Annotated in this window: 26 protein-coding genes; 19 read left to right on the top strand and 7 right to left on the bottom strand. The window is 65.3% G+C overall.

Annotated elements, in window-relative coordinates; all coding sequences use genetic code 11:
- Positions 1-28 precede the first annotated feature (28 nt).
- From ASB57_RS06980 to ASB57_RS06970, 3 genes are all read left to right on the top strand, one after another.
- Complete coding sequence (locus tag ASB57_RS06980) at positions 29-1,366, top strand: MFS transporter (protein ID WP_057651577.1); 1,338 nt, start codon at positions 29-31, stop codon at positions 1,364-1,366.
- A complete protein-coding gene (locus ASB57_RS06975) occupies positions 1,363-2,382 on the top strand; it encodes a histone deacetylase family protein (RefSeq protein ID WP_057651576.1) in 1,020 nt (339 codons plus the stop codon). The genes ASB57_RS06980 and ASB57_RS06975 overlap by 4 nt, the downstream gene beginning before the upstream one ends.
- Before the next feature lie 86 nt (positions 2,383-2,468).
- Positions 2,469-3,446: a LysR family transcriptional regulator gene (locus ASB57_RS06970; protein ID WP_057655978.1), complete on the top strand. Its 978-nt coding sequence runs from the start codon at positions 2,469-2,471 to the stop codon at positions 3,444-3,446.
- A 16-nt stretch (positions 3,447-3,462) separates the two neighbouring features.
- Here ASB57_RS06970 and copD read toward each other — a convergent pair whose 3' ends face one another.
- Together copD and copC are read right to left on the bottom strand one after the other, a co-directional pair.
- Positions 3,463-4,377 (bottom strand): copper homeostasis membrane protein CopD, encoded by a 915-nt coding sequence (gene copD / locus ASB57_RS06965; RefSeq protein WP_156414079.1) that lies wholly within the window; start codon positions 4,375-4,377, stop codon positions 3,463-3,465.
- Complete coding sequence (gene copC / locus ASB57_RS06960) at positions 4,374-4,739, bottom strand: copper homeostasis periplasmic binding protein CopC (protein WP_057651575.1); 366 nt, start codon at positions 4,737-4,739, stop codon at positions 4,374-4,376. Before copC ends, copD begins: the two co-directional genes overlap by 4 nt.
- 242 nt (positions 4,740-4,981) lie before the next feature.
- Between copC and ASB57_RS30950 the strand changes: the two genes are divergently transcribed.
- Complete coding sequence (locus ASB57_RS30950; protein WP_156414078.1) at positions 4,982-5,134, top strand: hypothetical protein; 153 nt, start codon at positions 4,982-4,984, stop codon at positions 5,132-5,134.
- A gap of 1 nt (position 5,135) precedes the next feature.
- Here the strand turns inward: ASB57_RS30950 and ASB57_RS06955 are convergent, their stop codons facing one another.
- Positions 5,136-6,032, bottom strand: a complete 897-nt coding sequence (locus tag ASB57_RS06955; protein ID WP_057651574.1) for a LysR family transcriptional regulator — start codon at positions 6,030-6,032, stop codon at positions 5,136-5,138.
- 97 nt (positions 6,033-6,129) lie between these two features.
- On the opposite strand from ASB57_RS06955, the gene ASB57_RS06950 reads away from it, so the two are divergent.
- The 10 genes from ASB57_RS06950 (at position 6,130) to ASB57_RS06905 (ending at position 16,280) form a co-directional block, all read left to right on the top strand.
- A complete protein-coding gene (locus ASB57_RS06950; RefSeq protein ID WP_057651573.1) occupies positions 6,130-7,227 on the top strand; it encodes a mandelate racemase/muconate lactonizing enzyme family protein in 1,098 nt (365 codons plus the stop codon).
- Positions 7,228-7,303: 76 nt separating this feature from the next.
- Positions 7,304-8,293: a tripartite tricarboxylate transporter substrate binding protein gene (locus ASB57_RS06945; RefSeq protein ID WP_057651572.1), complete on the top strand. Its 990-nt coding sequence runs from the start codon at positions 7,304-7,306 to the stop codon at positions 8,291-8,293.
- 81 nt (positions 8,294-8,374) lie between these two features.
- On the top strand, positions 8,375-9,265 hold the full coding sequence (locus ASB57_RS06940; RefSeq protein ID WP_057651571.1) for a helix-turn-helix domain-containing protein: 891 nt from the start codon (positions 8,375-8,377) through the stop codon (positions 9,263-9,265).
- A gap of 224 nt (positions 9,266-9,489) precedes the next feature.
- Positions 9,490-10,464 carry a tripartite tricarboxylate transporter substrate binding protein gene (locus tag ASB57_RS06935; protein ID WP_057651570.1) on the top strand — a complete coding sequence of 325 codons (975 nt, stop codon included), beginning with the start codon at positions 9,490-9,492 and terminating at the stop codon, positions 10,462-10,464.
- 80 nt (positions 10,465-10,544) lie between these two features.
- Positions 10,545-10,862, top strand: coding sequence for an NIPSNAP family protein (locus ASB57_RS06930; protein WP_057651569.1), 318 nt, complete (start codon positions 10,545-10,547; stop codon positions 10,860-10,862).
- Between the two features lie 56 nt (positions 10,863-10,918).
- Complete coding sequence (locus ASB57_RS06925; protein ID WP_057651568.1) at positions 10,919-12,604, top strand: L-lactate permease; 1,686 nt, start codon at positions 10,919-10,921, stop codon at positions 12,602-12,604.
- A gap of 27 nt (positions 12,605-12,631) precedes the next feature.
- Positions 12,632-13,468 (top strand): SDR family NAD(P)-dependent oxidoreductase, encoded by an 837-nt coding sequence (locus ASB57_RS06920; RefSeq protein ID WP_231755360.1) that lies wholly within the window; start codon positions 12,632-12,634, stop codon positions 13,466-13,468.
- 132 nt (positions 13,469-13,600) lie between these two features.
- Complete coding sequence (locus ASB57_RS06915) at positions 13,601-14,650, top strand: ABC transporter substrate-binding protein (protein ID WP_082621420.1); 1,050 nt, start codon at positions 13,601-13,603, stop codon at positions 14,648-14,650.
- Positions 14,650-15,555, top strand: coding sequence for an ABC transporter permease (locus ASB57_RS06910; protein ID WP_082621419.1), 906 nt, complete (start codon positions 14,650-14,652; stop codon positions 15,553-15,555). The genes ASB57_RS06915 and ASB57_RS06910 overlap by 1 nt, the downstream gene beginning before the upstream one ends.
- Positions 15,531-16,280, top strand: a complete 750-nt coding sequence (locus ASB57_RS06905; RefSeq protein ID WP_057651567.1) for an ABC transporter ATP-binding protein — start codon at positions 15,531-15,533, stop codon at positions 16,278-16,280. Before ASB57_RS06910 ends, ASB57_RS06905 begins: the two co-directional genes overlap by 25 nt.
- A gap of 53 nt (positions 16,281-16,333) precedes the next feature.
- Here the strand turns inward: ASB57_RS06905 and ligD are convergent, their stop codons facing one another.
- Both ligD and ASB57_RS06895 read right to left on the bottom strand, forming a co-directional pair.
- Positions 16,334-18,874 (bottom strand): DNA ligase D, encoded by a 2,541-nt coding sequence (gene ligD / locus ASB57_RS06900; protein WP_057651566.1) that lies wholly within the window; start codon positions 18,872-18,874, stop codon positions 16,334-16,336.
- Positions 18,875-18,877: 3 nt separating this feature from the next.
- Positions 18,878-19,936, bottom strand: coding sequence for a Ku protein (locus tag ASB57_RS06895; RefSeq protein WP_057651565.1), 1,059 nt, complete (start codon positions 19,934-19,936; stop codon positions 18,878-18,880).
- Between the two features lie 118 nt (positions 19,937-20,054).
- Between ASB57_RS06895 and ASB57_RS06890 the strand changes: the two genes are divergently transcribed.
- Positions 20,055-20,261 (top strand): hypothetical protein, encoded by a 207-nt coding sequence (locus ASB57_RS06890; protein ID WP_057651564.1) that lies wholly within the window; start codon positions 20,055-20,057, stop codon positions 20,259-20,261.
- A gap of 32 nt (positions 20,262-20,293) precedes the next feature.
- Here ASB57_RS06890 and ASB57_RS06885 read toward each other — a convergent pair whose 3' ends face one another.
- Both ASB57_RS06885 and ASB57_RS06880 read right to left on the bottom strand, forming a co-directional pair.
- Positions 20,294-21,049, bottom strand: a complete 756-nt coding sequence (locus ASB57_RS06885; protein ID WP_082621418.1) for a DNA-3-methyladenine glycosylase I — start codon at positions 21,047-21,049, stop codon at positions 20,294-20,296.
- A gap of 94 nt (positions 21,050-21,143) precedes the next feature.
- Complete coding sequence (locus tag ASB57_RS06880) at positions 21,144-22,673, bottom strand: CoA-acylating methylmalonate-semialdehyde dehydrogenase (RefSeq protein WP_057651563.1); 1,530 nt, start codon at positions 22,671-22,673, stop codon at positions 21,144-21,146.
- Between the two features lie 210 nt (positions 22,674-22,883).
- On the opposite strand from ASB57_RS06880, the gene ASB57_RS06875 reads away from it, so the two are divergent.
- From ASB57_RS06875 to ASB57_RS06860, 4 genes are all read left to right on the top strand, one after another.
- Positions 22,884-23,858 (top strand): LysR family transcriptional regulator, encoded by a 975-nt coding sequence (locus tag ASB57_RS06875; protein WP_057651562.1) that lies wholly within the window; start codon positions 22,884-22,886, stop codon positions 23,856-23,858.
- 155 nt (positions 23,859-24,013) lie between these two features.
- Entirely contained in the window at positions 24,014-24,718 is a 705-nt protein-coding gene (locus ASB57_RS06870) for a GntR family transcriptional regulator (RefSeq protein WP_057655973.1), read from the top strand.
- 42 nt (positions 24,719-24,760) lie between these two features.
- Complete coding sequence (locus tag ASB57_RS06865; RefSeq protein ID WP_057651561.1) at positions 24,761-25,684, top strand: NAD(P)-dependent oxidoreductase; 924 nt, start codon at positions 24,761-24,763, stop codon at positions 25,682-25,684.
- Positions 25,681-26,034 (top strand): RidA family protein, encoded by a 354-nt coding sequence (locus tag ASB57_RS06860; protein WP_057651560.1) that lies wholly within the window; start codon positions 25,681-25,683, stop codon positions 26,032-26,034. Before ASB57_RS06865 ends, ASB57_RS06860 begins: the two co-directional genes overlap by 4 nt.
- Positions 26,035-26,162: the final 128 nt, after the last annotated feature.

Genomic DNA, 26,162 nt, shown 5'->3' with positions numbered 1-26,162 from the left:
CATATAAACCCGAATTCGAGAGAGAAACATGCGGGGAAATTCCACGAGCACCACGACCACGCACCAACCGGTACGCGCGTCGGCCGCCGCCTTCGTCGGCACCATGATCGAATGGTACGACTTCTACATCTACGCCACCGCGGCCGCCCTGGTCTTCGGCAAACTGTTTTTCCCGTCCGCAGACGGTTTCTACGGCACCCTGGCGTCCCTGGGGACGTTTGCCGTGGGCTTCTTCGCCCGGCCGCTGGGCGGCGCCCTGTTTGGCCACATCGGTGATCGCATCGGCCGCAAGAAGTCCCTGGTCATCACCATGCTGATGATGGGCCTGGTCACCATCTTTATCGGCCTGCTGCCGACCTATAACAGCATCGGAATCTGGGCGCCCGTGCTGCTGGTGCTGTTGCGCGTGGTCCAGGGCATCGCCGTGGGCGGTGAATGGGGCGGCGCGGTATTGATGGCGGGCGAGCATTCGCCCGACAAGAACAAGCGTGCCTTCTTCGCGTCCTTCGCGCAGTTGGGCAGCCCCGCCGGCCTGATCCTCTCGACCGTGATGTTCAAGATCATGACCGGCATGGGCGACGACGTCTTCCTGAGCTGGGGCTGGCGCGTGCCTTTCCTGTTCTCGGCCGTGCTGCTGGTGGTGGGTTTCACCATCCGCCTGAGCGTGAATGAATCGCCGGACTTCGTGGCGGAGCGGGAAGCCCAGTCCAAGCGCCAGCGCGCCGACAAGGCGCCCTTGCTGGAAGTGCTGACCGGCGCGCCTGGCCTGCTGGCCCTGGCGGTCGGCGCCAACGTGCTTGGCATTGCCGGCTTCTACTTCACCAACACGTTCATGATCGCGTACACCACGCAGTATCTGCACATGAGCCGCGCGGTGATCCTGGACTGCCTGCTGGTCGTATCCATCATGCAGTTCTGCATCACGCCCTTGTCGGCCTGGATCGCCTATCGCATCGGCAACATCCGTTTCCTGGCCGTCACTGCCTTCGTGTCGCTGTTCACGCCGTACGCGATGTTCACCCTGGTGGACAAGGGCACCTTGCCCGCCATCACCACCGGCGTGGGGATCGCGGTGCTGTTCATGAGCGCCTTCTATGCCGTGATCGCCGGCTACGTCAGCGACTGCTTCCCCACCCGCATCCGCTACACCGGCATTTCCATGGCCTATCAATTGTCGGGCGCCATCTTCGGCGGCCTGACCCCGCTGCTGGGCACCATCCTGGCGGAGAAATTCAAGGGCGACTGGCTGCCGCTCGCCCTCCTCTTCACGATCATCTCGCTGCTGTCGCTGGTATCGGTGCTGGGCCTGAACGCCAAGCGCCGGCAAGGCAGCGCCGCTTTGCAATTTGGGAGCAACCAGGCATGAAGGCTTATTTTCACGAAGACCAGAAACTGCATCATCCGCAGACCTATTTTTCGCGCGGCAAGATGCGCACGCCGCAAGAGATTCCCGCGCGTCTGGACGGCCTGGTCGGCGCGGCCCGCAAGCTGGGCTTTGACGTGCAGGCGCCCGCCGACCACGGCGCCGGCCCGATCTCCGCGGTGCATTCCCTGGACTACCTGCGCTTCCTGCAAGACGCGCATGCGATGTGGAAGCAGCTGCCCGACGATTGGGGCGACGAAGTCGTCTCCAACGTGTTCGTGCGTGATCGCAACGCCCTGCGCGGCGTGCTGGCCCAGGCCGCGCGCTACCTGGCCGACGGCAGTTGCCCGGTGGGTCCCAATACCTGGAAGTCGGCCTACTGGGCGGCCCAGTGCGCCATCGCCAGCGCTGAAGACCTGCTGGCCGGCCAACGCCAGTCCTATGCCTTGTGCCGCCCGCCCGGCCACCATGCCCGCCGCGACGCGGCCGGCGGCTTCTGCTATTTGAACAATGCCGCCATCGCCGCCCAGCATTTGCGCCAGAAGTTCGGCAAGGTAGCCATCCTGGATACCGACATGCACCATGGCCAGGGCATCCAGGAAATTTTCTACGAGCGCGACGACGTGCTGTACGTGTCCATCCACGGCGATCCCGAAAACTTCTATCCGGTGGTCACGGGCTTCGAGGACGAACGGGGTGCCGGCGCGGGCTATGGCTACAACGTCAACCTGCCGATGCCGCACGGCTCGCCGGAATCGGTGTTCTTCGACAAGCTGGAGCAGGCGCGCAAGGCGATCGAACTGTTCCAGCCTGACGCCCTGGTGCTGTCGCTGGGTTTCGATATTTTCGAGAAAGACCCGCAGGCGATGGTCGCTGTCAGCGAAGACGGTTTCGAAAAACTGGGACGAGTGGTTGGCGAGTTCAAGCTGCCGACCGCCGTCATTCAGGAAGGCGGCTACTATATCGAGGGGCTGGAATCCAATGCCAACCGGTTCTTCACCGGACTGGCCGCCGCTTGACCCCTGGTGACAGGGCGCGCGGGATGGATGATGGCCCGTATGGTTCCGCTACCAGTGAGCCGACGACCGACCTCCCGCGCGACTTCATGGCATCTTCTTCGAACCGTCCCGTCTCATCGCTGCCGCTGGTGCATGAGCGCATGGACTGGAATCTGCTCCGTACCTTCATGTTCGTGGTGCAGGAGCGCGGCATCGGACGCGCCGCCAGCGCGCTGCATTTGAGTCAGCCGGCGGTAAGCCAGGCGCTCAAGCGGCTGGAGGACGCGGTGGGCGGCATGCTGCTGCACCGGCGCAACGGCGAGTTCCGCCTGACCGGCCTGGGCGAAGAGATCTATGCCATCGCCCGCGACATGTACGGGACCATGGCGCGCATCGAGACCGCGGCCCTGCAGGACCAGGACACTGAAGAAGTCGCGGGCACCCTGCGCCTGCTGGTCATGAGCCGGGTGCAGAGCTCGGCCTACGACGACTTCCTGGCGCACTTTCATCGGCGCTATCCCCGCATCGAATTCCAGATCGACGTGCTGCAAAGCGCCGCGATCCTGGACGCCCTGACCAAGCGCGTGGCGGCCCTGGGCATCTGCCTGTGCCGCAAGCCGGTGGAGTCGCTGTACCGCCGGCTGTTCCTGCGCCATCGCTACGCGGTGGTCTGCGGCCGCCATCACCCGCTGTTTTCCAAGCGCCGGGTGGTGATCGACGATTTGCTGGACCAGAACTTCGTGGTGTTCGCCAGCGACCAAATCGGCGACACCTTGTCGCCCTTGACCATCTTTCGGGACCAGCGGGGCTTCACCGGCCGCGTCGTCGGCACATCGCCCCATATCGAGGAATTGCGGCGCCTGGTCGTGGCCGGCGTGGGACTGAGCTTCTTTCCCGAGCACCTGATCCGCCAGGACGTCCTGAGCGGCGAACTGCGCCGCCTGCCCCCGGAGGAAAGCGTCGCTGAAATCGACGTGTTCCTGACCTGGCACAAGCAGCGCAAGCTGAGCGCGCCGGAACAGGCTTTCCTGACGGCCTTCGAACACTTCCTCAATCGCACACCGCTGGAGTCGCGCGCGAACTGAGTCAGGCCATCCTGGCTCAGGACATCTGCGCGGGCGCCATCAGCCCCAGGCCGCCCACCACCGCCAGGACCACGGCACCAAGCACCAGTTCGGCCACCGTGTTGCGACGAATGCTCGCCAGGGCCAGCACGCGCGCCGTGCGCAGACGGCGTATCCAGCGATAGCGATTAACCACGGCCAGAGCGGTCATCGCCAGGGCCAGCGCGATTTTCAGCAACAGCCATTGCGTATAGGCGGCGCCCATGTCCAAGCCGGCCGGCGCGATGATCATCCACGCATTGAGCGTGCCGCTCGCCAGCAGCAAGGCCACCGCGACGTGCCCGGCGGTGGAGAAGCGCATCAAGGCACGTCCGGCCTGCGCGCGCGATTCAGGTTGTTCCCAGGCCCGTAGACAATGCAGGAACACCGGTAGCGCGCCCAGCCAGAAGCCCGCCGCCAGACAATGGATGAAGTCGACCGACGCATGCAGCACACCAGCCCCGCCCTCCTGCATGGCGGCATGACCGCTCAAACATAGCGGCGCCAGGGCCAGGCCGGCGATCGCGGCCTGCCACCCGGCGGAGACGCGGCGCTGCCCATCGGCCCGCGCGCCCGTCCACACCACCGCCAACAGCACCAGCACCGCCACCACGCGCAGCAGCCATGCCTGCCCATAGCGCGTCTGCCAGGCGACCGTGTTCAACATGGAGGCGTTCCACATTGCTTGCGGGTCCTCGGCGATGGACGCGGCCTGCAAAGGCAGCAGGAACAACACGGCTACCACGGTGACAACGGCCGCAACCCGCAATACACCTTGGAGGCGGGCTCGCGCCGATTCCGCCAGCGACGCCCGGCCCGTCAGTGCCAGCATGGCGCTGGCCCCGAACAACAGCAGGGAACCCGCGTAGGCGATGAAGCGTGTCGCGGCGAAGGCGGCGAAAAGCGCGGTCACGGTTTGACCGTGAACGTCCATTCGCCCTGCGTCTTGTGTCCATCCTTGGACAGCACATGCCACTTGGCGGTGTAGCTGCCCGCCGGCAAGGGCTTGGCAATGGGCAGTACCAGGGTCTTGTCGTCGCCCGGCGCCGGCGCGGCCTTGCTGCCATCCACGGACTTGCCGGCGGCATCGACGAGTGACAGCGACGAGAATGCCGGCTCCAGACCTTCCGTGAAGCTGGCCGTGACCTGCGTCAGCGCGACCTGCACCACGGCATCCTTGGCGGGATTGGATTGCTTCAAGTGTGCATGCGCGCTGGCGACGTGCGGCAGCACGGCAATCAGGCCTGCAGCCAAGGCGGTGAAGATACGGGACATCAGAGACTCCTGAATGATGGGAAAGCGTAAAGATAAAGCGCCATGCGCAAACAAAATGTGAAGCTGTGGCGCGCGCCGACACGTGTTGCGTCGCCGATGTCCAGACTACACGAAATCGATCCCGGGCCTGCTGCTTGCTGAGCAGTAGCTTATGCCGCGATCGCAGCGTCGTTCGCGGCTGGCGCGCAGGTCCCCCACCGGCGCGTCCATTCTTACAACGATCTGACCTGAAGAGCTCCATCATGATACGAACCCTGCTCGCAACACTGCTGATCCCCGCCTTCCTGCTGTCGGGTTGCGTCGTGGTGCCGGACCACGACCACGACCGTGACCGCCACGATCATCGCGACAACGACCGTCCCCCGCCGCCCCCTCCCCCCGGCGGCTACCGCTGATCTATCCCAGCCTTGATGCAGCCTGCGTGATCAACCCGGTCCGCAGGCTTTGCGCCGCCGCGCTCATGGCGCGGTCGCGCGGCCATACCAGCCCCAACGCGGGCTCCTCCACGTTCAACAAATGCCGCAGCGCCAGCCCCTGGCGCCGCGCGTAGTGCGCGCCCAGGCTCTCTACGATGGCCACGCCCAGACCCTCGGCCACCAGCGCGCAAGCCGCCGAAGACTGCCCCACTTCGATGATGGGCCGATAAGGCAGGCCGGCCGTCTCGAACGCCTGGCGCGTGGCAAGTCCCGCCGGCAAGGCCGTGCCCAGCACGATGGGCCCTGCGTCGGCCACCATCTTCAGCGACAAATTCTTGCGTCGCCCCCACGGATGATCGCGCGGCAACACCGCGTACAGGCTCAAAGGCGCCAGCACCTGGCTGGCCACGCGGTCGTCCGCCTCGGGCGAGCCGATCAAAATGCCGAGATCGATCCGATGGTCGACCGCCATCTCGATGATCTCCAATGCCGTACCGGCGCGCACGGTCAAGGCGACCGACGGATGCGCGCGCCGCATCTCGGCCAGGGCGGCCGGCAGCAGGCTGGAAGCCGCGATGGCCACGGCGCCCACGACCAGGCGCGCTTGCGCTCCCTGGCGGATATCGCCTGCCATGCGGTCGACCGCCTCGATGCCGGCCAGCGCGTTGAGCACGTCGGGGATGAGGGCGCGGCCCTGGCTGGTCAGGTGCAGCCGCCGATGCTCCCGGCTGAACAGGGAGAAGCCCAGGCGCACCTCCATGTCCCGCAGCAAGGCGCTGGCGGCGGGCTGTGTCATGCCCGCGGCTACCGCGGCGGCCGTCACGGTGCCGTGCTGGTACATGGCGCGCAACAGAGTCAGTTCACGGCGGCTGATCATACGAAAACCATATGGAAATAGTCAGACTATCTATTTGACCATATGGTTGCCGGCGGCAAGAATGCCAACCATACAAATGCCAGGACATCCGTCATTCATGCCCGCCAACACCATCGTTTCGGTCACCTGCATTCCCATGCGCCTGCCCTTCCATCACTGGAGCCCGCCGCCCCTGTTCGCCGGCCGGCCCCGCGACAAGCTGGATAGCGCCCTGGTGCGCGTGCAGACGGAAGACGGCACCATCGCCTGGGGCGAATCCTATTGCGTGGAAGCGCGCGCGTTGAAAGCGATATTCGAAACCCTGATCGAACCTTTGGCGCGCGGCAAGGATGGCGCTGACGAAACGCTGCTCCCCGCCATGCAAAGGACCCTGCACAACCTGGGACGGTCCGGTCCGGTGGTGCATGCCTTGGCGGGACTGGATATCGCCTTGTGGGACCTGCGTGCCAAACGGGCCGGCGTCCCACTCTATGAATTGCTGGGCGGCAAACGCCGCGACCGCGTACGCGTCTATGCGTCCCTGCTGCAGTATTACGGCGATGCCGACAAATTGGACTCGGTGACTACCCAGGCGCTGAACCAGGGCTATACCGAGATCAAGCTGCATGAGCGCACCGCCGACGCCCTGGCCGCCGTGCGGCGCGCCACCGGCCCCGGCGTCCCCATCATGGTCGATACTAACTGCGCCTGGCTGCCCGACGAAGCACCGGCCGCCATCGCCGCCATGGCGCCCTACGATCCCTTCTGGATCGAGGAGCCGATCTGGACGCCGGAGGATGACCGCGCCCTGGCCCGTTTGCAGGCGCGCTGCGGCATCCCCCTGGCCGTCGGTGAAAACGCCGCCAACGCCTTGGCCTTGGAACGCATGGCCGAGGATGGAGTGGTCCAGTACGTACAACCCAGCGTCATCAAGCTGGGCCTGACCGCCGCCTGGCGCATCGCCCAACGCTGCGACGACGGGCCCGCGACCTGCGCGCCGCAGGTCGCCTTCTTCGGCCCGGGCTATCTGGCCAGCCTGCATGTGATCGCCGCGCAGCGCAAGGAGGTTGCGCTGGAGCGACTCTATGTCGAGCTGGCTCACGTGCCATATGGCAAGAGCGTGCCCATCGAGAACGGCTGGGTGCGGATACCGGACACGCCGGGCCTGGGCGCCGATCCCGAGGCCGAACTGGCGGCGGGACACTATAGCGACTGATATAGCCACTGATACACCGATCGCAGATGGAACAGCGCCGCGACACGAACGGCGACTCAATAAACCTGGAGACATCATGAACACACAACGCCGCCATTTCATCGCCCGCGCCACCGGCTTGGGTATCGCCGCCGCGCTGCCCTGGGCAGCCCCCGCGCACGCGGCCGCCTATCCCGACAAGCCCGTGCGTTTCTACGTGCCCTATCCCCCGGGCGCCGCCACCGATACGCTGGGCCGCATGGCCGCGCAGGTCTATGGCCAGCAATTCAACCAGACCTTCGTCGTGGAGAATCGCGGCGGCGGCGGCACGACGATAGGCACGCGGGCTGTCGCCACGGCGGCACCTGACGGCTATTCGATCGGCATCGTCGACTCCACGTTCACCATCAACCCCGGCCTGCTGGGCGCGCGGCTTCCCTACGACACCTTGAAGGACTTCGCGCCCATTTCGCTGATGGCGACCGCGCCCTTCGTCATGGTCGTCAATCCCAACGTGCCGGCCAAGGACCTGGCCGCCTTCCTCGCCTTGGCCAAGGCGCAGCCGGGTACGCTGTCTTTCGGTTCGGCCGGCGTGGGCAGCGCGCCGCATCTGGCCGGCGAGCAGCTCAAGCAGGAGGCCGGGGTGCAACTGCTGCACGTGCCGTATCGGGGTGGCGGCACGGTTTTCACGGACCTGCTGGGCGGCCAGGTGTCGTTTGCCTTCGCCACCGTGCCCACCTTGCTCGAACACATCAAGGCGGGCCGCCTGCGCGCGCTGGCGGTGACCACCCCGCAACGGCTGCCGCAATTGCCCGACGTGCCGACGTTCCGCGAAGCGGGCCTGCCGGGGGTGGACACGACGCCGCTGTTCGGACTGGTGGCCCCGGCACATACGCCTGGCGATATCATCGAGCGCCTGTCCTCGACGCTGGCGCAGTCGGTCCGGCAAGGCGAACTGCATGCGAAGCTGACCGGATTGAGTTTCGATCCGGTAGGCAGCACGCCCGCGGAGTTCGACCAACGCATCCGGACGGAAGTGGCCAAATGGACGGCGGTGATCCAGAAAGGCGGCATCAAGGCGGAATAAGCCAGCGGGTCGTCCAGAGGGTACTATGCGTCAAAACGCGCGAGCCGGCATCGATCCGCTCGCCAGACGGAGACGCAAGTTTTGGCCGCCCTTCCCCAAGCGCAATCCTTTCCCACGTTCGAGACTTCCGACTTCTCGGGCGCGGGCACGTTCTATTTCGATCTGGTCCGCCTGCAGGACCGCGACGACATTCCCCGTGGTTTCCTGCACCGGCACAACTACTACCACCTGCTGTGGATGAGCCGCGCGCAAGGCACGCATCTGCTGGACTTCGAGCAATTCGAGGTGCGCGACCACGCGGTGTTCTTCCTGACGCCTGGCCAGGTGCATGCCTGGACCTCCAGCGTGGCCCCACGCGGCTACGTCCTGAATATCAGCACCGAGTTCTTCGCCCGCATGTTTCCGCGCGCGGATGACGTCGCCAAATTCCCCTTCTTCCATCTGACCCACGGCAGCCCCGCGCTGTACCTGACCCGCGAACAGCACGACAGCATGCTGCCGCTGCTGCAGCAGATCGAACAGGAAACGCTGGAACGCGAAACTGGCTGCTTCGACGTCGTTCGATCCTGCTTGTTGATTCTGCTGACCAAGTTACGGCGTCTATATCCTATGGACGAGCCGGAAGCCGAGGCAGGTTCATCCCATACCTTGACTCGCAGACTCAGCCTGTTGATCGAGGAGCGTTACCTGGAATTCAGGACCATGCGCCAATATGCCGACGCCCTGTGCGTCAGCGAACGGCAGCTCAACGATGCCGTCAAACGCACCGTGGGCCAGACCGCCGGCCAGCTGGTGCAGGCACGCATCGCGCTGGAAGCCAAACGCCTGCTCACCAATACGGGCACAGGCATCTCCGACATCGCCTTCCAGCTGAACTTCGAAGATCCAGCCTATTTCGCCCGCTTTTTCAAGAAGCACAGCGGCAGCACGCCGGGTGATTTTCGCCGTAAGTACAGTCATCCCATCGACTGACACCAGGCGGCCCAAAGCCAATTAATCCAATCGCGGCCGGTCCGCCAGCGACCGGGCCCGGCGTCCGCCGATTTCGTCTCGCTGCAAAAAAGTCCTGGCTTGGGGCCGATCTGTCCTAACGCCTTCTGTCTCGCCCTGCGTAGAGTCCAGTCCTAGTTCTCGCCACCTTACGGCGGGACCAGACGCGCCTGGGGACCAAGCGCGCAGACTTGAACGAGACAACAATGAAGAAGATGCTGAAGACCCTGGCGCGCGCCTGCGCCGGACTGACCCTGATCGTCGGCGCCAGCAGCGCGCACGCGGATTATCCTGAGCGCCCTTTGCGCGTCATCGTGCCCTTCGCACCCGGCGGCGCGACCGATGTCATCGCTCGCACCGTCGCGCAAGCCATGTCGACGCGCCTGGGCCAGGCCGTCGTGGTGGAAAACAAGGCCGGCGCCAACGGCAATATCGGCGCGGTCATGGCCGCGCGCGCGGAGCCGGACGGCTACACGCTGTTGATGGCGACGTCCAGCCATGCCATCAACGCCACGCTCTACCAAAAGCTGGACTACAGCCTGACCAAGGACTTCACGGCGCTGTCCAAGCTCGCGTCGGTACCGCTGCTGCTGGTCGTCCATCCTTCCGTGCCCGCCACCAACGTGACGGAGCTGGCCGCGTATGCCAAAGCCAGCGGCAGCCGGCTCAACTATGCGTCCGGCGGCACCGGCACCGCCGCCCATCTGGCCGGCGCGCAATTCAACACGCTGGTCGGCGCCAGCATGACGCACGTGCCCTACAAAGGCGGCGCCCAGGCGCTCAACGACCTGATGGGAGGCCAGGTGCAGATCATGTTCGCCAATCTGCCGGAAGTGCTGTCCCAGGTACAGGCGGGCCGCATCAAGCCGCTGGCGGTGACCGGCGACAAACGCCATGCCGCCCTGCCCAACGTCCCTGCCTTCTCCGAAACCCCTTATCCCGCCATGACCGCCCGGTCCTGGTTCGGCCTGTTCGCCCCGGCCGCCACGCCCAAGGCCATCGTCGACAAGCTGTCCAACGCGATCACGCAGAGCGTGGCCGATGCCGCCGTGCAGGAGAAGCTGCGCGGATTGGGCGCCGATCCCGTCGGCGACGGCCACGCCGCCTTCCAGAAATACGTCGAACAGGACGTGATCGGCTGGCGTGACCTGGTGCAGCAGTCAGGCGCCACGGCGGACTGACGCCACCCCCGCCCTTCATCAAGCGATTTCCATTCCAGAACCGCGCCATCGCCACACCGCAACACAAAGGAAGAAACACCATGCTTTACGACGTCCGCACCTACACCTGCCGCCCCGGCACCATCAAGAAGCATCTGGCGCTCTATGCCGAGCATGGCTACGAGATCCAGAGCCGTCACCTGGGCAAACCGCTGGCCTATATGCAGACGGAGACGGGCAATGTGAACAGCTACACCCACATCTGGGTCTACCGCGACGCGGCCGATCGCGAAGCGCGCAGGCAGGCACTGCAGAAGGATCCCGACTGGGCGTCCTACCTGGTCAAGAGTGCCGAAGCGGCTTATGTGGTGAACCAGGAAAACCGCCTGATGACGCCGGTGCCTTTCTTCAAACCTTGATCGTCCCGCGTCACTGAAAACAAAAGCCACCCGCCAAGGGGGAGAAGGAGACAACCATGTTCCAACAAATCTACGACCCAGTTGGCGGGTCGCTATTCCTGTCGTCGTTATGCGCGGCCCTGCCGCTGCTGACCATGTTCATCATGCTCGGCTGGTTGCGCGTCACGCCACATCTGGCCGCGCTGGCGTCGCTGGCGGTGTGCATCCTGGTGGCGCTGTTCGCGTATCGCATGCCCCTGGGCGCCACCTTGAACTCGGGCGTGTATGGCGCGGCGTTCAGCGTCCTGACCGTGCTGTGGATCATCGTCAACGCCATCTGGCTCTACAACCTGACCGTGAAGTCCGGCCATTTCGCCATCCTCAAGGACAGCTTCGCGATGATCAGCCCGGATCCGCGCATCCAGGCCATCCTGATTGCCTACAACTTCGGCGCCCTGATGGAAGCCCTGGCCGGCGCCGGCACGCCCATCGCGATTTCCGGCGCCATGCTGCTGGCGATCGGCATCCGCCCGATCAAGGCGGCGGTGCTGGCGCTCGTCGCCAATACCGCGCCCGTGGCCTTCGGCGCGCTGGCCGTGCCCATCACCACCCTGGCGCAGGTCACCAACATTCCCTTCGATCATCTGGGCGCCATCGTCGGCCACCAGACGCCGCTGGTCGCCGCGTTCGTGCCGCTGATCCTGGTCGGCCTGATGGACGGCAAGCGGGGCCTGGCGCAGGTCTGGCCCGCCGCCATCGTGTCCGGTGTCGGCTTCGGCGTAAGCCAATGGGCCAGCGCCACCTATATTTCCGTGGCCTTGGCCGACGTCATCGGGGCGCTGGGTTCGGCGGCGGCCTTGATCGTGTTCCTCAAGGTGTGGACCTGCCCGCGCGCCGATGCCATCGACGGCATGGTGCCCGGCGCCGTGAACAGCGTTCAGGCCGGCCACGGCCCGCTGTCGGCACCGCATGCCCAGCCGCATAGCGTCGGCGCCTACCTGCCGCCCGGCACCCTGCTGCGGCCCACCACCGGCGCCATGCTGCAGGCGTATCTGCCCTATATCCTGATCATCGCCATCTTTGCGCTGGCGCAGATGCAGGTGGTCAAGCAGTGGTTGTCCGTGGGCACCGTCAGCTTTCCCTGGCCAGGACTGAGCATCACCAATGCAGCCGGCGCCAAGGTGGGCACGTCGTTCACCTTGAACAGCCTGTCGGCCACGGGATCGCTGCTGCTGTTTGCCGGCATCCTCTCCGCGCTGCTGCTGCGCGTGAGCGCCAAGACCGCGGTGGTCACCTATGGTGAAACCATCCGGCAATTGCGTTGGGCCATCCCCACGGTGCTGTGCGTGCTGGCCATCGCCTTCATCATGAACTATTCGGGCCAGACCGTGACCCTGGGCGTATGGCTGGCGCAGACCGGCCCGGCGTTCGCGTTCCTGTCGCCGGTGATCGGCTGGATCGGCGTGGCCGTGACCGGTTCGGACAACTCCGCCAACGCGCTCTTCGGCGCGCTGCAGGTGGCGGCCGCCAATGCCACCGGCCTGAACCCCGCGCTGCTCGCGGCGGCCAATGCGTCCGGCGGTGTGCTGGGCAAGATGATTTCCCCGCAAAGCCTCGCCGTGGGCGCGGCAGCGGTCGGTATCATAGGCCAGGAAGGTTTGATTTTCCGCAAGGTCATCGGCTGGAGCGTGCTGCTGCTCGCGGCCTTGTCCGTGCTGGTCTATCTGCAGACCGGCCCGCTGGCCTGGATGCTGCCGCACTGATCTTTGAAATGAGTTGATGGAGTAAGCATGAGCGACACGATTACCATTCCGAACTACCCCCAGCTGTTCAGCCTGCAAGGCAAGATCGCCGTCGTCCTGGGCGCGGCATCCGGCATTGGCCAGGCTTCGGCCCATGCGCTGGGCGCCCTGGGCGCGCACGTGCTGTGCGCTGACCGCGATGGCGCGGGCGCCCGCGCCACGGCGGAACAGATCCAGCAGAACAGCGCGCACGGCGGCGCCAGCTGGCTGGAGACGGACGCCGGCAGCGGCGCGGCCATCGCCGCGCTGGCCGACAAGGTGTTGGCCGACCATGGCCGCGTCGACGTCGCCGTGTCGACGCCGGCATTGAACATCCGCAAGCTGATCGTCGACTACACCGAGGAAGAGTTCGACCAGGTCGTCAACCTCAATCTGAAGGGCGCTTTCCATTTCATGCGCAGCTTCGGCCGGCCCATGATGAAACAGGGGTCTGGTAGTCTGATCCTCTGCTCGTCCATGCGGGCCGTCACCATCGAGCCGGGCCTGGGCATCTATGCCGCCACCAAGGCCGGCATCGCGCAGATGGTCAAGGCCTTCGCGTCCGAGGTCGGCAGCTACGGCGTGCGCGTCAACGCGGTGATGCCCAGCATCATCGAGACGCGCCTTACCGCGCCCTTGAAGGAAAAGCAGGACATCTACAAGACGTACGCGGGCCACACGGTGTTGAACCGCTGGGGCCAGCCGTCGGAAGTGGGATCCGCGGTGGCTTTCCTGGCTTCGGATGCGGCCAGCTACATCTCCGGCAGCAGCCTGTCCGTCGATGCGGGCTGGACCGCCATCGACGGGCCGCCCACGGGCCTGACGCAGACCCGGCCGTCGGAATAGGCAGGCGTGATCGGTTTGGCGACTGCCATATCGATATAAAAAATCGGCTGTTTAGAACGTTGTGCAATGGCCTGACAATCTTTGTTCTGGCGGCGGCATCCCCGCCGCGCACCCCTTGGAACAGAGATACGCATGCATTTGCCCGCCCTACTGAACCGCCTGGCTACGCGACTGACCCGACGACTGCTGCTGCCTGTATTGCCCCTGCTGGTCGTCGCCGGCGCCGCACAGGCCGCGCAGAATACCGCCCCCATCCCCGACACGGTGCCACCCGGCACCGTGTTGCGTATCGGTGATCCCAAAACCCAGCGCGCCCTGGAACTGTCGGGCGAACTGAAGAAGCTGCCCTTCAAGATCGAATGGGCCAACATCAGCGGCGGCCCGCGGACCATCGAAGCGTTCCGCGCCAATGCGCTGGACCTGGGATCCGTGGCCGACATTCCGCCCATCCACGCGACGTGGACAGGCCTGCCGGTGAGCATCGTGGCGGCGTCCTTCCGCAAGGACCCCATCGATCACCCGATCTACAAGCTGGGCATCGCGCCCGGCGCCAAGATAGACACCATCGCGGATCTCAAGGGCAAGAAGATCGCCTACAGCCCCGGCCAGGCACAAGGGGCTCTGGTACTGCGCATCCTGCAAAAAGCCGGTCTGACCCAGAAGGACGTGACCTTGATCGAGATGCCCAGCACCGGCGACGTCTACGTCAGCGCCCTGGCCAGCAAGCTGGTCGACGCCGCGCCGATCGCGGAAGCCAATCAGCCACGCTACCTGGCCAACTACGGCCACAACGGCGCCAAGGTGATTCCTCACGGCCTGCGTGACGACCCTTGGTACATCTACGGGCTGCAGTCGGTACTGGCGGATCCCGGCAAGGCCGCGGCGGTGCGCGAGTACGTCAAGGCCTGGGGTCGCGCCACGCGCTGGATCTATGACCATCCCGACCAATGGGTTCAGGGCTGGTACGTGGAACATGAAGGCCTGAAGGAAGATGCGGGACGCTATCTCATCAAGTCAGCAGGCGAACCCGACATTCCCAGCGATTGGAATGGCGTGATCGAACGCCAGCAGGCCACCATCGACCTGCTCGCGCAGGAAACCAACAAGCCGCGCCTGAACGCCGCCGACCTCTTCGACCGGCGCTATGAGTTCGTCGCTGCCAAGGCTTTGGAGCAACCCTGATGGCTGAGAACGCTTCCACACTAGGCGCATTGCGGCGCCTGTCCGGACGGCCCGATACCCCGCGAGCCCTGGCGACCGGCGCCGCCGATACCACGCCCGCCGCGGCCCGCGTGTCCAAGCCTCGCCGTCATCCACGTCTGGGACCAGGCCGTCCCATTCCTTATGGCGCCGCCCTTGGCCCTATCGTGTTGTTGCTGATCTGGACCGTGGGATCCTGGACAGGCTTCATCGACAGCCGCACCTTGTCGCCACCCTGGGTGGTCGTAAGCACCGCCGCCGACCTGATAGGCTCCGGGCGCTTGTGGACCAATTTCGAGACCTCGCTATGGCGCGCCTTGCAGGGGCTTTTCTGGGGTGTCGTGGTGGGCGCCGCGCTGGGCGTGCTATCGGGTCTGAGCCGTATCGGCGAGTATCTGCTCGACGGACCGGTGCAGATCAAGCGCTCCATTCCCAGCCTGGCCCTGGTGCCGCTGCTGATGTTGTGGCTGGGCATCGGCGAAGGCATGAAGATCACGGCGATCGCCCTGATCGTGTTCGTGCCCATCTACATCCAGACGCACGATTGCCTGCGCGCCATCGACAGCCGCTACCTTGAACTGTCGGAGACCTTGGGCGTGGGCCGCTGGGAGTTCATCCGCAACGTCGTGCTGCCCGGAGCCCTGCCCGGCTTCCTGCTGGGCCTGCGCTTCGCCGTGACCTATTCGTGGCTGGCACTGGTCGTGGTCGAACAGGTCAATTCGACCAGCGGCATCGGCTACATGATCGAACTGGCCCGTACTTATGGCCAGACGGAAGTCATCATCGTGGGCTTGGCGCTGTATGCGCTGCTGGGCCTGAGTTCCGACGCCCTGGTGCGTCTACTGCAACGCAAGGTACTCAAATGGCGCAAAACCCTGGCGGATTGAACGATGCAGGCAGCGTGGTGCGCGTCCGGGCGCTACACCGCGCTTTTGGTACTCGCACCATCCTGGACAGCATCGACCTGGATATCCGGCGCGGCGAATTCGTCGCCTTGCTGGGCCGCAGCGGTTCGGGGAAAAGCACTTTTCTGCGAGCCCTGGCCAATCTGGACCACGACGTGCAAGGCGGCGGCGAATTGACCGTGCCGGAGAAGTTGTCAGTGGTCTTCCAGGACGCCCGCCTGCTGCCCTGGAAGCGCCTGCTGGAGAACGTCACCTACGGCCTGCGCGGAGCGGATCCGCGCGGCCGCGCCCTCGCGGCCCTGGCCGAAGTGGGACTGGCCGGGCGCGAAACCGCCTGGCCGGGCGAGCTGTCGGGCGGCGAACAGCAGCGTGTGGCCCTGGCACGGGCGCTGGTGCGGGAGCCGGCTCTGCTATTGGCGGATGAGCCGTTCGGCGCGCTCGATGCCCTGACGCGCTTGCGCATGCACGCCTTGTTGCGCCGGCTCTGCCATGCGCACCAACCGGCGGTGCTGTTGGTCACGCATGACGTTGATGAAGCCATCCACCTGTCGCAGCGCATTATCGTGCTGGATGAAGGACGTCTGAGCGTGGACGTCCAGGTCGACCTGCCCGATGCGGCGGGCGCGCGTGAGGCACGCGTGGTGGAGCTGCGGCGCTATCTGCTGCAAAGCCTGGGCGTGACAGCGGAAGAGGCAGAGGCTGCGTAGCCGGCGGCCGTGCCGTTTTCTACAGCCGCTGCCGGCCGCCCCGTCCTAGAAGCCTATTCTGCCGGCTTGAACTTCAGGACCCGCATGGCAGGACGCACATCCTGCGGGGCATAGTCATCCCAGGGGCTGTCCGCGACATCCAGCCTTTCCTGGATGTTGGATACGGTCCATTGCGCGGCGCTTTTCAGCTTGCGCAGCTCGTCCCAGGTGATGGGTACGGACACGCCGAGCCCGGGACGGGAACGGGCGGACCATGCCGCTACCGTCGTCGCGCCGAAACCATTGCGCAAGTAGTCGACGAAGATACGCCCGATTCGATTCTTCGGACCGCTCTTGGCGACGAAGATGTCCGGCAGCGTGCGCGCCAGGTGCCGGGTGACCTCGGCGGAAAAGTCCTTGATGGTGTCCCAGCCGTACTGCTTGCGCAGCGGAACGACAATGTGCAGGCCTTTGCCGCCACTGGTTTTGAGCCAGGCTTTCAGGCCCAGCTCTTCCAGCATGGTGTGGACCAGTTCGGTAGCCTGCACCACCTGCGCCCACTGCACGCCCTCGCCCGGATCCAGGTCGAACAGCATGCGGTCGGGCGTATCGATGGCGGTGTACACGGCGTTCCAGGTGTGGAACTCGACCGTGTTCATCTGCACGGCCGACATGATGGCCGTGGGTGTGGGCACTTCAAGCAGGGGGGGATGCTCCGGGTAGAGCTTCTGAGGCAGATCGCGCACTTCCGGCATCGGGGCTTCAAGGTGCTTCTGAAAGAACAGCGGGTGATCGATGCCTTGCGGCGCCCGCACCAGGGACACGGGTCGCTTGTCCAGATGCTTGAGCAGCAAGGGCGCCACCAGGCCGTAGAAGCGCGCCAGATCCAGTTTGGTGATGCCGCTGCTGGCGTCGATGACGCGATCCGGGTGCGTCAGGCGCAGGCCCTTGGCCGTGCCGGCTTCCTCCGCCTTACCCTTTTTCACCGCGGGCCGCCGCGCGCCTGCGTCTGCTTTTGACCTGGTCGCCGCCTTTGCCGCGGGCACCTTCAAATCCTTGGCGACGGCAGCCCGTTCACGTGTGATGGCACTTGCGGGCTTGTCTTCGCGCAGGCCCTTGAACACCGCGTGGCGGACGTGGCCGCCGTCGGTCCAGGCGCCGAAGGCCACTTCCGCGACCTGCTCCGGCTTTACCCAATGGATGGCGCGTTCCGCCGGCTTGCCGGTGAGCCGTGCCGGCGCCTTGTCCGTCGTCAGCACCGACAGGCGCCCGTGGACCCGCTTCAACATCGCATCGTCGAAACCCGTGCCGACCTTGCCGGCATAGCGCAGGGACCCATCCTTTTCATTGACCGCCAGCAGCAAGGCGCCCAAGCCCTGCCGGCTGCCCTGCGGCGGCGTGTAGCCCACGATGACGAACTCCTGGCGCTGCCCGCATTTGATCTTGATCCAGGCGGGCGACCGGCGCGAAACGTAGGACGACTCCCGCTGCTTGCCGATCAAGCCTTCGAAGCCCATCTGGCAAGCCGACGCCGCAAGGTCGCCCGGTGGCGCGTCGAAGGTCTCGCTGAACCGCAGCGGCTCGCCAGGCCCGCGTTCCATCACCTTGGCCAGCCAGCCGCGCCGTTCCTCCAGGGGTATGCCGCGCAGGTCTCGACCGCTGAGATACGGGGCATCGAACAGGTAGTAGACAATGCCTTTGGTGCGATCGCTGTCGAAGGCATTCTGCAAGGCCTGGAAGTTCGGCCGGCCTTCATCATCCGGGACCACGATCTCACCATCCAGCCAGCCGTCAACGATGGGCAGCTTGGCCAAGGCCTGCTCCAGATGAGGCAGACGCGCGGTCCAGTCATTACCGTTGCGGGTGTACAGACGCACCTTGCCGTTATCGACCCGCGCCAGCAGGCGGTAGCCATCGAACTTCAGTTCGTAAACCCATTCGTCGCCCGTAGGCGGCTTGCCGGCGAACAATGTGGCCAGTTGCGGCGCGAAGGTCGCGGGCAGCCTGGCGGCCACGCCGGGCACGGTGGCCGGCGCCGGCTCGGCGGGAGCGGCGGCCGCCCCCTGCTCCCGCAAGGGCACCACGCTATCCGGCATCTGGTCGACCACGCTGAACTCGTGGTCGGAGCGCGCTTCCTCGTCTTTTTCCTTGATCAACAGCCAGGGCGGTTGCTTGTCCGATTTGCCCTTCATTCGCACCAGGGCCCAGCGCCCCTGTAATTTGACGCCGTGCAAATCGAATTTGAGATGCCCTTCGCGATAACCTTTGCGCGCATCGCCGAGCGGCGTCCACGTGCCTTCGTCCCAGATGATGACCTTGCCGGCGCCATAATGGCCTTCCGGGATCGTGCCTTCGAACTGGTTGTAAGCCAGAGGATGATCCTCGACCTGCACCGCCATGCGTTTCACGCTCGGATCCAGGGATGGCCCCTTCGGCACCGCCCAGCTCTTCATGGCGCCGTCCAGCTCCAGCCGGAAGTCGTAATGCAGACGCGAGGCCCAATGCTTCTGGATGACGAATACCGGCGCGTCCGGATTGGCCTGGCCACCGCCCGTGGGCTCGGTCGTCGCCTTGAAATCGCGCTTGGCGCGATAGGTCTTGAGCGTGTCGTCCATGGGTCAAGCTGCCTTGCGCGTGGAGCTGGAACCGGACTTGGCCGCGGCCTTCCTGCTTGCCGGCGCTTTTTTGGCGGCTGTCTTGGAAGCTGTCTTGGAAGCTGCCTTGGAGGCTGTCTTGGTCGCTGTCTTGGCGGCGGCCTTCGTCGCGGTTTTCGTGGTCTTGCCGGCCGACTTGGCCGAGGACTTCGCCGACTTCGCGGGCGCAGCGGCCGCCTTGCGCGCAGGCGCCTCGTCGCTCGCCTTGCCGCCGCCCTTGCGCCCCGTCAGGCTCTGCCGCAACAGGGCCGTCAGGTCGATGACGTTGTCTCCACGGGCAGGCGTTTCCTCTTCCGGCTCGAACACCTGTTCCGTCTGGCCGGCCTTGGCGCGCTTCTCCACCAGCCCCATGATGGCTTCGCGGAACTCGTCCTTGAACTCATCGGGGTCCCAGTCGCCGCTCATGTCGTCCACCAGCATGCGCGCCATTTTCAACTCCGCCGCGCTGGGTGACATATTCTTGGCGCCGGCCTTGGGCAGGTCCAGCTCTTCCATGGGCTTGACCTCGTCACCCCATCGCATGAGATTCAGGACCAGGCCGTCTCCAGACGGGATCAGCGCAGCCAAATGTTGTTTGGTCTGGATCACGACCTTGGCGATGGCGATCTTTTCCGCCTTGGCCAGGGTGTCGCGCAACAGGGCGTAGACCTTTTGCCCTTTGTTGATGGGCGCCACGTAGTACGGACGCTCCAGATAGACGAAAGGCACGGCGCCCGCTTCCACGAAACGCAGGATCTCTATGGTCTGCGTGGTACGTGGGTATGCTTCCTCGATTTCCTCGGGCGAAATGATGACGTACTGGCCGCTCTCGTACTCGACGCCTTTGACGATGTTCTCCCGGTCGATTTCGCGGCCCGTGCGCTTGTTGATGCGCTTGTAGCCGACCGGATCCATGCTGCGCTTGTCGAGCCAGTCGAAATCGATCCCGGATTCCTTGGTGGCCGTGTGCAGGCCCACGGGGATGTGGACCAGACCGAATGAGATGGCACCCTTCCAGAGGGTACGCGATGCGGTACTCGCCATGATGGTGCTCCGAGACAAGGGGGAGACGTCCGGAACAGCAGGAAATGTGCCTACAGGCACGCTGGTTGCGCTACGCTGTCGTCGTCAAGGCAGCAGATGTTGCAACAGGAGTCCCATCATGCAGAAACCCCTTACCTCCGCCAAATCGGCGCCGCGTCGCGCCGGCGCGTTTTGCGTGGCCGCGGCCATCGCGGCGGCGCTGTTGGCGGGATGCGCCGATGGCCGCTTCGACCATCCCGGCCCCCCGCATCCCGGCGCCGCCAATCCCTGGAGCAACGGCGGCTTCAGCGACCCGGGTCCCAATTATCCGGCCACGGGGCATTGAACGCGGGGCATTGAACCCGGGTTGCTAAACGATCAAGCGCTGCTCGCCTTCCCCGTGCCCCGGGTTTTTCCCGCACTGCGCAATCCGCAGAAGTTCTGCGAGACTTCCTTGCGGCGGAAGCAGGCCTTGTCGTGATCGTTGACGATGCCGACGGCCTGCATCCACGCATAGACGATGACCGGCCCGACGAATTTGAATCCGCGCCGCTTCAATTCCTTGGACATCTGCTCGGAGACCGGGCTGGCCGTCAGCCTGACCAGGCCGTCCGTGCGCACCGGTTTGCCGGCCGTGAATGACCAGCAGAACTCGGCAAAATCTTCGCCGTTCCTGGCCATTTCCAGATAAATCTGCGCGCCCCGTATCGTCGCCTCGATCTTGGCGCGGGAGCGCACGATGCCCGCGTCCTGCAACAGGCGCTCGACGTCCTGCTCGGTGAAACGCGCTACCTTGGCCGGGTCAAAATCGGCAAACGCCTTACGCAAGGCCGGCCGTTTGTGCAGGATGGTGCGCCACGACAAGCCGGCCTGGAAACCGTCCAGCATCAGCTTTTCCCACAAGGCGCGGCTGTCGTACTCGGGCACGCCCCATTCTTCGTCGTGATACGCCTGCATGCGGGCGTCCTCGCCCGCCCACACGCAGCGGTGCACGGAAGGCGGGGAGACGCTTTCGGACGCCACGATTTTCTTGGGGGCCGGCCGCGCTGCCCCCGCTTTCTTGGCGGCCGTCTTGGACACCACGGCTTTCTTGGTTGCGGCCTTGGCCGCCGGCGCCTTCTTGGATGCGGTCATGAAGCGCGGATCTCGTAGAGCGCCAGGCGGCGCGATGGCAGGCATCTTACCGCCCCGCGCGCCTCCTGGGCACCCGTGCCAGGCTTTGGCCGGATCAAACGCCCCCAGGCGTCGGCATCGTGAACTCGGCGCCCTTGCCGATGCTGTCCGGCCAACGTTGCATGATGCTTTTCTGGCGGGTGTAGAACCGTACGCCTTCCTCGCCATAGGCATGCATGTCGCCGAACAGCGAACGCTTCCAGCCGCCGAAGCCTTGCCATGCCATCGGCACCGGGATCGGCACGTTGATACCGACCATGCCCACCTCGATGCGGCGGCCGAACTCGCGCGCCACCTGGCCGTCGCGGGTGAAGCAAGCCACGCCGTTGCCGAACTCGTGGGCATTGATCAAGGCCACCGCTTCGGCCAGATCCTTCACGTGGACGCAGCTGAGCACCGGTCCGAAGATTTCTTCCTTGTAGATGCGCATTTCCGGCGTCACCTTGTCGAACAGCGTGGCGCCCATCCAGAAGCCCTTGTCGCAACCGTCGCCGGCCTTCTTGCCGTCGAAGCCACGGCCGTCCACCAGCAATTGCGCGCCTTCCTTCTCGCCGATCTCGATGTAGCCGGTGATACGCTGATGCGCGGCGGCCGTGACGATGGGGCCCATTTCCGCGGCGCTGTTTTCGCCGTTGAGCACCTTCAGGGACTTGGCGCGCTCGACCAGCATGGGGATCAGCTTCTCGCCGACGTCGCCCACCAGCATGGCCACGGATACCGCCATGCAGCGTTCGCCGGCCGAGCCGAAGCCCGCGCCGATCAGCGCGTCGGCGGCCTGTTCGAGGTCCGCGTCGGGCATCACCACCATATGGTTCTTGGCGCCGCCCAGGGCCTGCACGCGCTTGCCGTGGCGGGCGCCGGTTTCGTAGATGTAATTCGCGATGGGCGTCGAGCCGACGAAGGACACCGCCTTGACGTCGGGATGCTCCAGCAAGGCGTTGACGGCGTCCTTGTCGCCCTGCACCACGTTGAACACACCATCCGGCAAGCCGGCCTGCTTGAGCAGTTCGCCCAGCAACAGGGACGGCGACGGGTCAATGGGGCTGGGCTTGAGCACGAAGGTATTGCCGGTGGCGATGGCCACGGGGAACATCCACATCGGCACCATCACCGGGAAGTTGAACGGCGTGATGCCGGCCACCACGCCCAGGGGCTGGCGTACGGTCCAGTTATCCAGACCGCCGGCGACCTGTTCCGTGTAGTCGCCTTTCAGCAATTGGGGAACGCCGCAGGCGAACTCGACGATGTCGATCCCACGTGCCACTTCGCCCAGCGCGTCTTCATACACCTTGCCGTGTTCGGCGGTGATGGTGTGCGCCAGGCGCTCGCGATTCTCCTGCAGCAGCTGCAGGAACTTGAACATGATGCGGGCGCGGCGCAGCGGGGGCGTGTCGGCCCAGGCGGGGAAAGCCGCGCGCGCCGAAGCCACGGCGGCATCGACGTCGGCCGGCGTGGCCAGGGCGGCCTGGGCACTGACGGCGCCCGTGGCCGGGTTGTAGATGGGCGAACGGCCGGCGCCGCTGCCGGCGTTGCTCTTGCCGTCGATCCAGTGGCCGACGATGGGGGTCTGGGTATTGGTAGCCATGCTTTCCTCCTGGTGCGTATCCGCGTGTCTTGCCCTGGCCGTGCCGCCAGGTGCCTGGTCGTTGCAGCGAACCCATGGGATTCGCCAGTCAGTATTTACGACAGGTGCAGTCTAGGTAAGCGCACAGCGCTTGATAAGTCAGCAAAATGTGATATTAGTGTTCGATATTTTGAACAATCCTATATTTTGCCTTTTGCCTTCGAGGCTTCCATGAGCGCCGACACCATCGCCCCCCACGTGGCCGACATCTATCTTCTGACGGTGGTCAGCCAGACGCGTAGTTTCACGCAGGCCGCCCGGCGCCTGGGCATTTCCAAGGCGTCGGTCAGCGGCCGGATCCACGATCTGGAGCGCAGCCTGGGCTTGCCGCTGGTCCGGCGCACGACGCGGTCGGTGTCCATGACCGAAGCCGGCCAATTACTGGTGAGCGGCGCACAGAATGCCTTCGGCGCGCTCTATGACAGTGTCAATGCGGCCCGCCAGACCATGGACCAGCCGCGCGGCCTGGTCCGCGTCAGCGCGCCGGTGGCTTTCGGGCGCCAGCATCTGGCGCCTTTGGTCACGCCTTTTCTGCAGGCGTACCCGGAGGTCACGCTGGAGCTTGATCTGGCCGACCGCTTCGTCAACCTGGAAAACGAAGGCTTCGACCTGGCCGTGCGCCACGCCGACAGCGTGCCCGAATCCTATGTGGCGTGGCCGTTGCTGCGTACCGAAGCCGGCTTGCTGGCCAGCCCGGACTATGTGGCCCGCCACGGCGCACCCGCGCATCCCGCTGCCCTGAGCGAACATATCTGCCTGCATTACCTGCGGCCCGGGGTGGCGGACGTATGGTCCTTCGTGCCGCGCGCGAATGTCCCCGCCGATGCGGCGAGCGGGCGCATCGACATTCCCATACGCGGCCGCTTCCGCGCCAATAACAGCGAAGCACTGCGCGACGCGGTGCGCGGCGGCCTGGGGATCGGCTTGTTGCCAGACTTCAGCGCCTTACGCGACACGGCGGACCTGGTGCCCATCCTGCCAGAGTGGCGTGTGATCGGCTTCTTCGGCCAGTCTATCTACGCCCTGCGGCCATGGACGGCGACGGTGCCCCCGGCGGTGCGCTGCCTGGTGGATTTCCTCAAGACGCATCTGCCCGCTCAAGTACAGCAGGGGCTGACCAGCCGGCCCATGACACCTGCCGCCTGAGCGACAAGTCCGCCAATCAGCCAACCCTAGGGATATCCCCAGCTAAAAAAACAGCCTGATTCAGGCGGGAGCATAGATAATACGAAACTGTATACACAACTATCCGCAGTTGCGGAGAAGTTTAAACGCAGTTTCTTCAGGTGCTCACGCCCGCCATGCAAGCTCCCGCCAACACGCCCGCCCAGGTCTATGCCCGTATCAAGGCCATGGCGACCACCTTCCGCCTGCGGCCGGGGGAGCGCGTGAACGAGGTCGAGCTGGCCAAGCGGCTGGGCGTCAGCCGTACCCCGGTACGGGAAGCGCTGAACCGCATCGCGGCGGAAGGCTTCCTGGTGTCCACGCCCAATCGCGGCTACTCGGCGCGGCCGTTGGAAGCGAGCCAGATCCTCGATCTGTACGAGTACCGCGCCACCGTGGAGCTGGGCGTCGTGCGTCTGGTGTGCCAGCGCGCCACCGACCAACAGTTGGCCGAGCTGGCCGAATTCATCGAGCAGCACCGCGACACGCCGGATACCGACGCCCAGGCGCTGCATCTGCTGGAACGGGACGAGGCCTTCCATGAACGCCTGGCGGCGCTGGCCGGCAACGAGGAATTCCTGCGTTCGGTGCGTTCGATCAACGAGCGCATCCGCTTCGCCCGCTGGCTGGACCTGAAGTCCCGCCGCGACGTCACCCGCAACGATCACCCCGACATCGTGCGCGCGCTGCAAGCCCGCGACCTGGACCGTGTCCTGGCCCTGATGGACGCGCACATCACCCAATACCAAGACCACGTCATTGCCATTACCCGCGCCGGTTACGCGGAGATCTACATGGGCAATGCGCTTGCCGATTTCGCCGAGGCGCGCCTGCAACCCTGACGCGTCTTCCGAACTGATAACCACTCTACCTTAGGGAGTCCCATGAAAGCCTGCTTCATCGACGCCAATCCGACGCTCGCCGCTGTCGCCGAACGCCTGCACCAGCCCGGCGATCTGCCGCTGACCATCAATCGGCAACCCGACATCACGCCCGACCAGGTCCCCGGCGTGCTGGGCGATGCCGAAATCATGATCGTCGACCACACTCATTTCCCGATCGAGATCGCGCGCCAGTGCAAGGCCCTCAAGCATGTGGTCTTCCTGGGCACGGGTCCGCGTTCGTACATGAACCCGGAGCAGCTCGCCGAAATCGGCATCACCGTGCACATCATCAAGGGCTATGGCGATACCGCCGTGGCCGAATGCGCCTTTGCGCTGATGTGGACCGCGGCCAAGGGCTTCGCCCGCATGGACCGCGCCATGCGCGAGGGTAACTGGCTGCGCTCCGACGGCGTACAGCTGACCGGCAAGACGCTGGGCCTGGTGGGCTATGGCGGCATCGCCGCCGAAATGGCGCGCCTGGCGCGCGGCGCCGGCATGAAGGTCATCGCGTATAACCGCTCGCCGCGCCAGGCTGACGGCGTCGACTTCGTGTCCCTGGAAGAAGTGCTGGCGCAAAGCGACGTGCTGTCCCTGCACCTGCTGCTGACCGACGAAACGCGCGGCTTCATCTCGCGCGAACGCCTTGCCAGCATGCGCGACGGCGCCATCCTGATCAACACCGCTCGCGGCGCCCTGGTCGACGAAGACGCCATGATCGAAGCCCTGAAGTCCGGCAAGCTGTTGCACGCGGGCCTCGACGTGTTCGTCACCGAACCGATGCCGGCCGGCCATCCGCTGACCAAGCTGGACAACGTCACGTTGTCGGCGCACTCCGCCTTCCGCACGCCCGAAGCCAGCGACAACCTGGTGCAGGCCGCCCTCAACCACGCCCGCCGCGAATCCGGCATGGGAACCCAGCAATGACCCAGACCATTACCCGTCTCGACCAGAACGCACGCCGCTCGCGCGCCGTGATCCACAACGGCACCGTCTACCTGGCCGGCCACACCGCCGACGATCGCAGCCTGGACGTGGCCGGGCAGACCCGCCAGGTTCTGGCCAAGGTCGACGAAATGCTGGCCGCGTCCGGTACCGACAAGTCCAAGGCCTTGAGCGTCACCATCTGGCTGGCCGACATGGCCGACTTCAAGGCCATGAACGAGGTCTACGACGCCTGGATCGTGCCCGGCCAGGCCCCGGCCCGCTGCTGCGGCAAGGTCGAACTGGCGGCGCCGGACATCCGCGTCGAAATCATGGTGACGGCTGCGATGTAAGTTCGCGGCTACACCTCAGGCAGGGCGGCGCGCTGCGGCGACGCCCTGCCTGGAGCTCTATCCAGATAGCACGAAGACTTCATGATGCAGGCCCCACAAAGGCATGCATCCTCCACCAGCGCAACGAT

Origin of the sequence: Bordetella sp. N (assembly GCF_001433395.1) — a bacterium.
GTDB lineage: Bacteria > Pseudomonadota > Gammaproteobacteria > Burkholderiales > Burkholderiaceae_B > Bordetella_C.
This window is presented reverse-complemented; position numbering and strand designations above follow the sequence as displayed.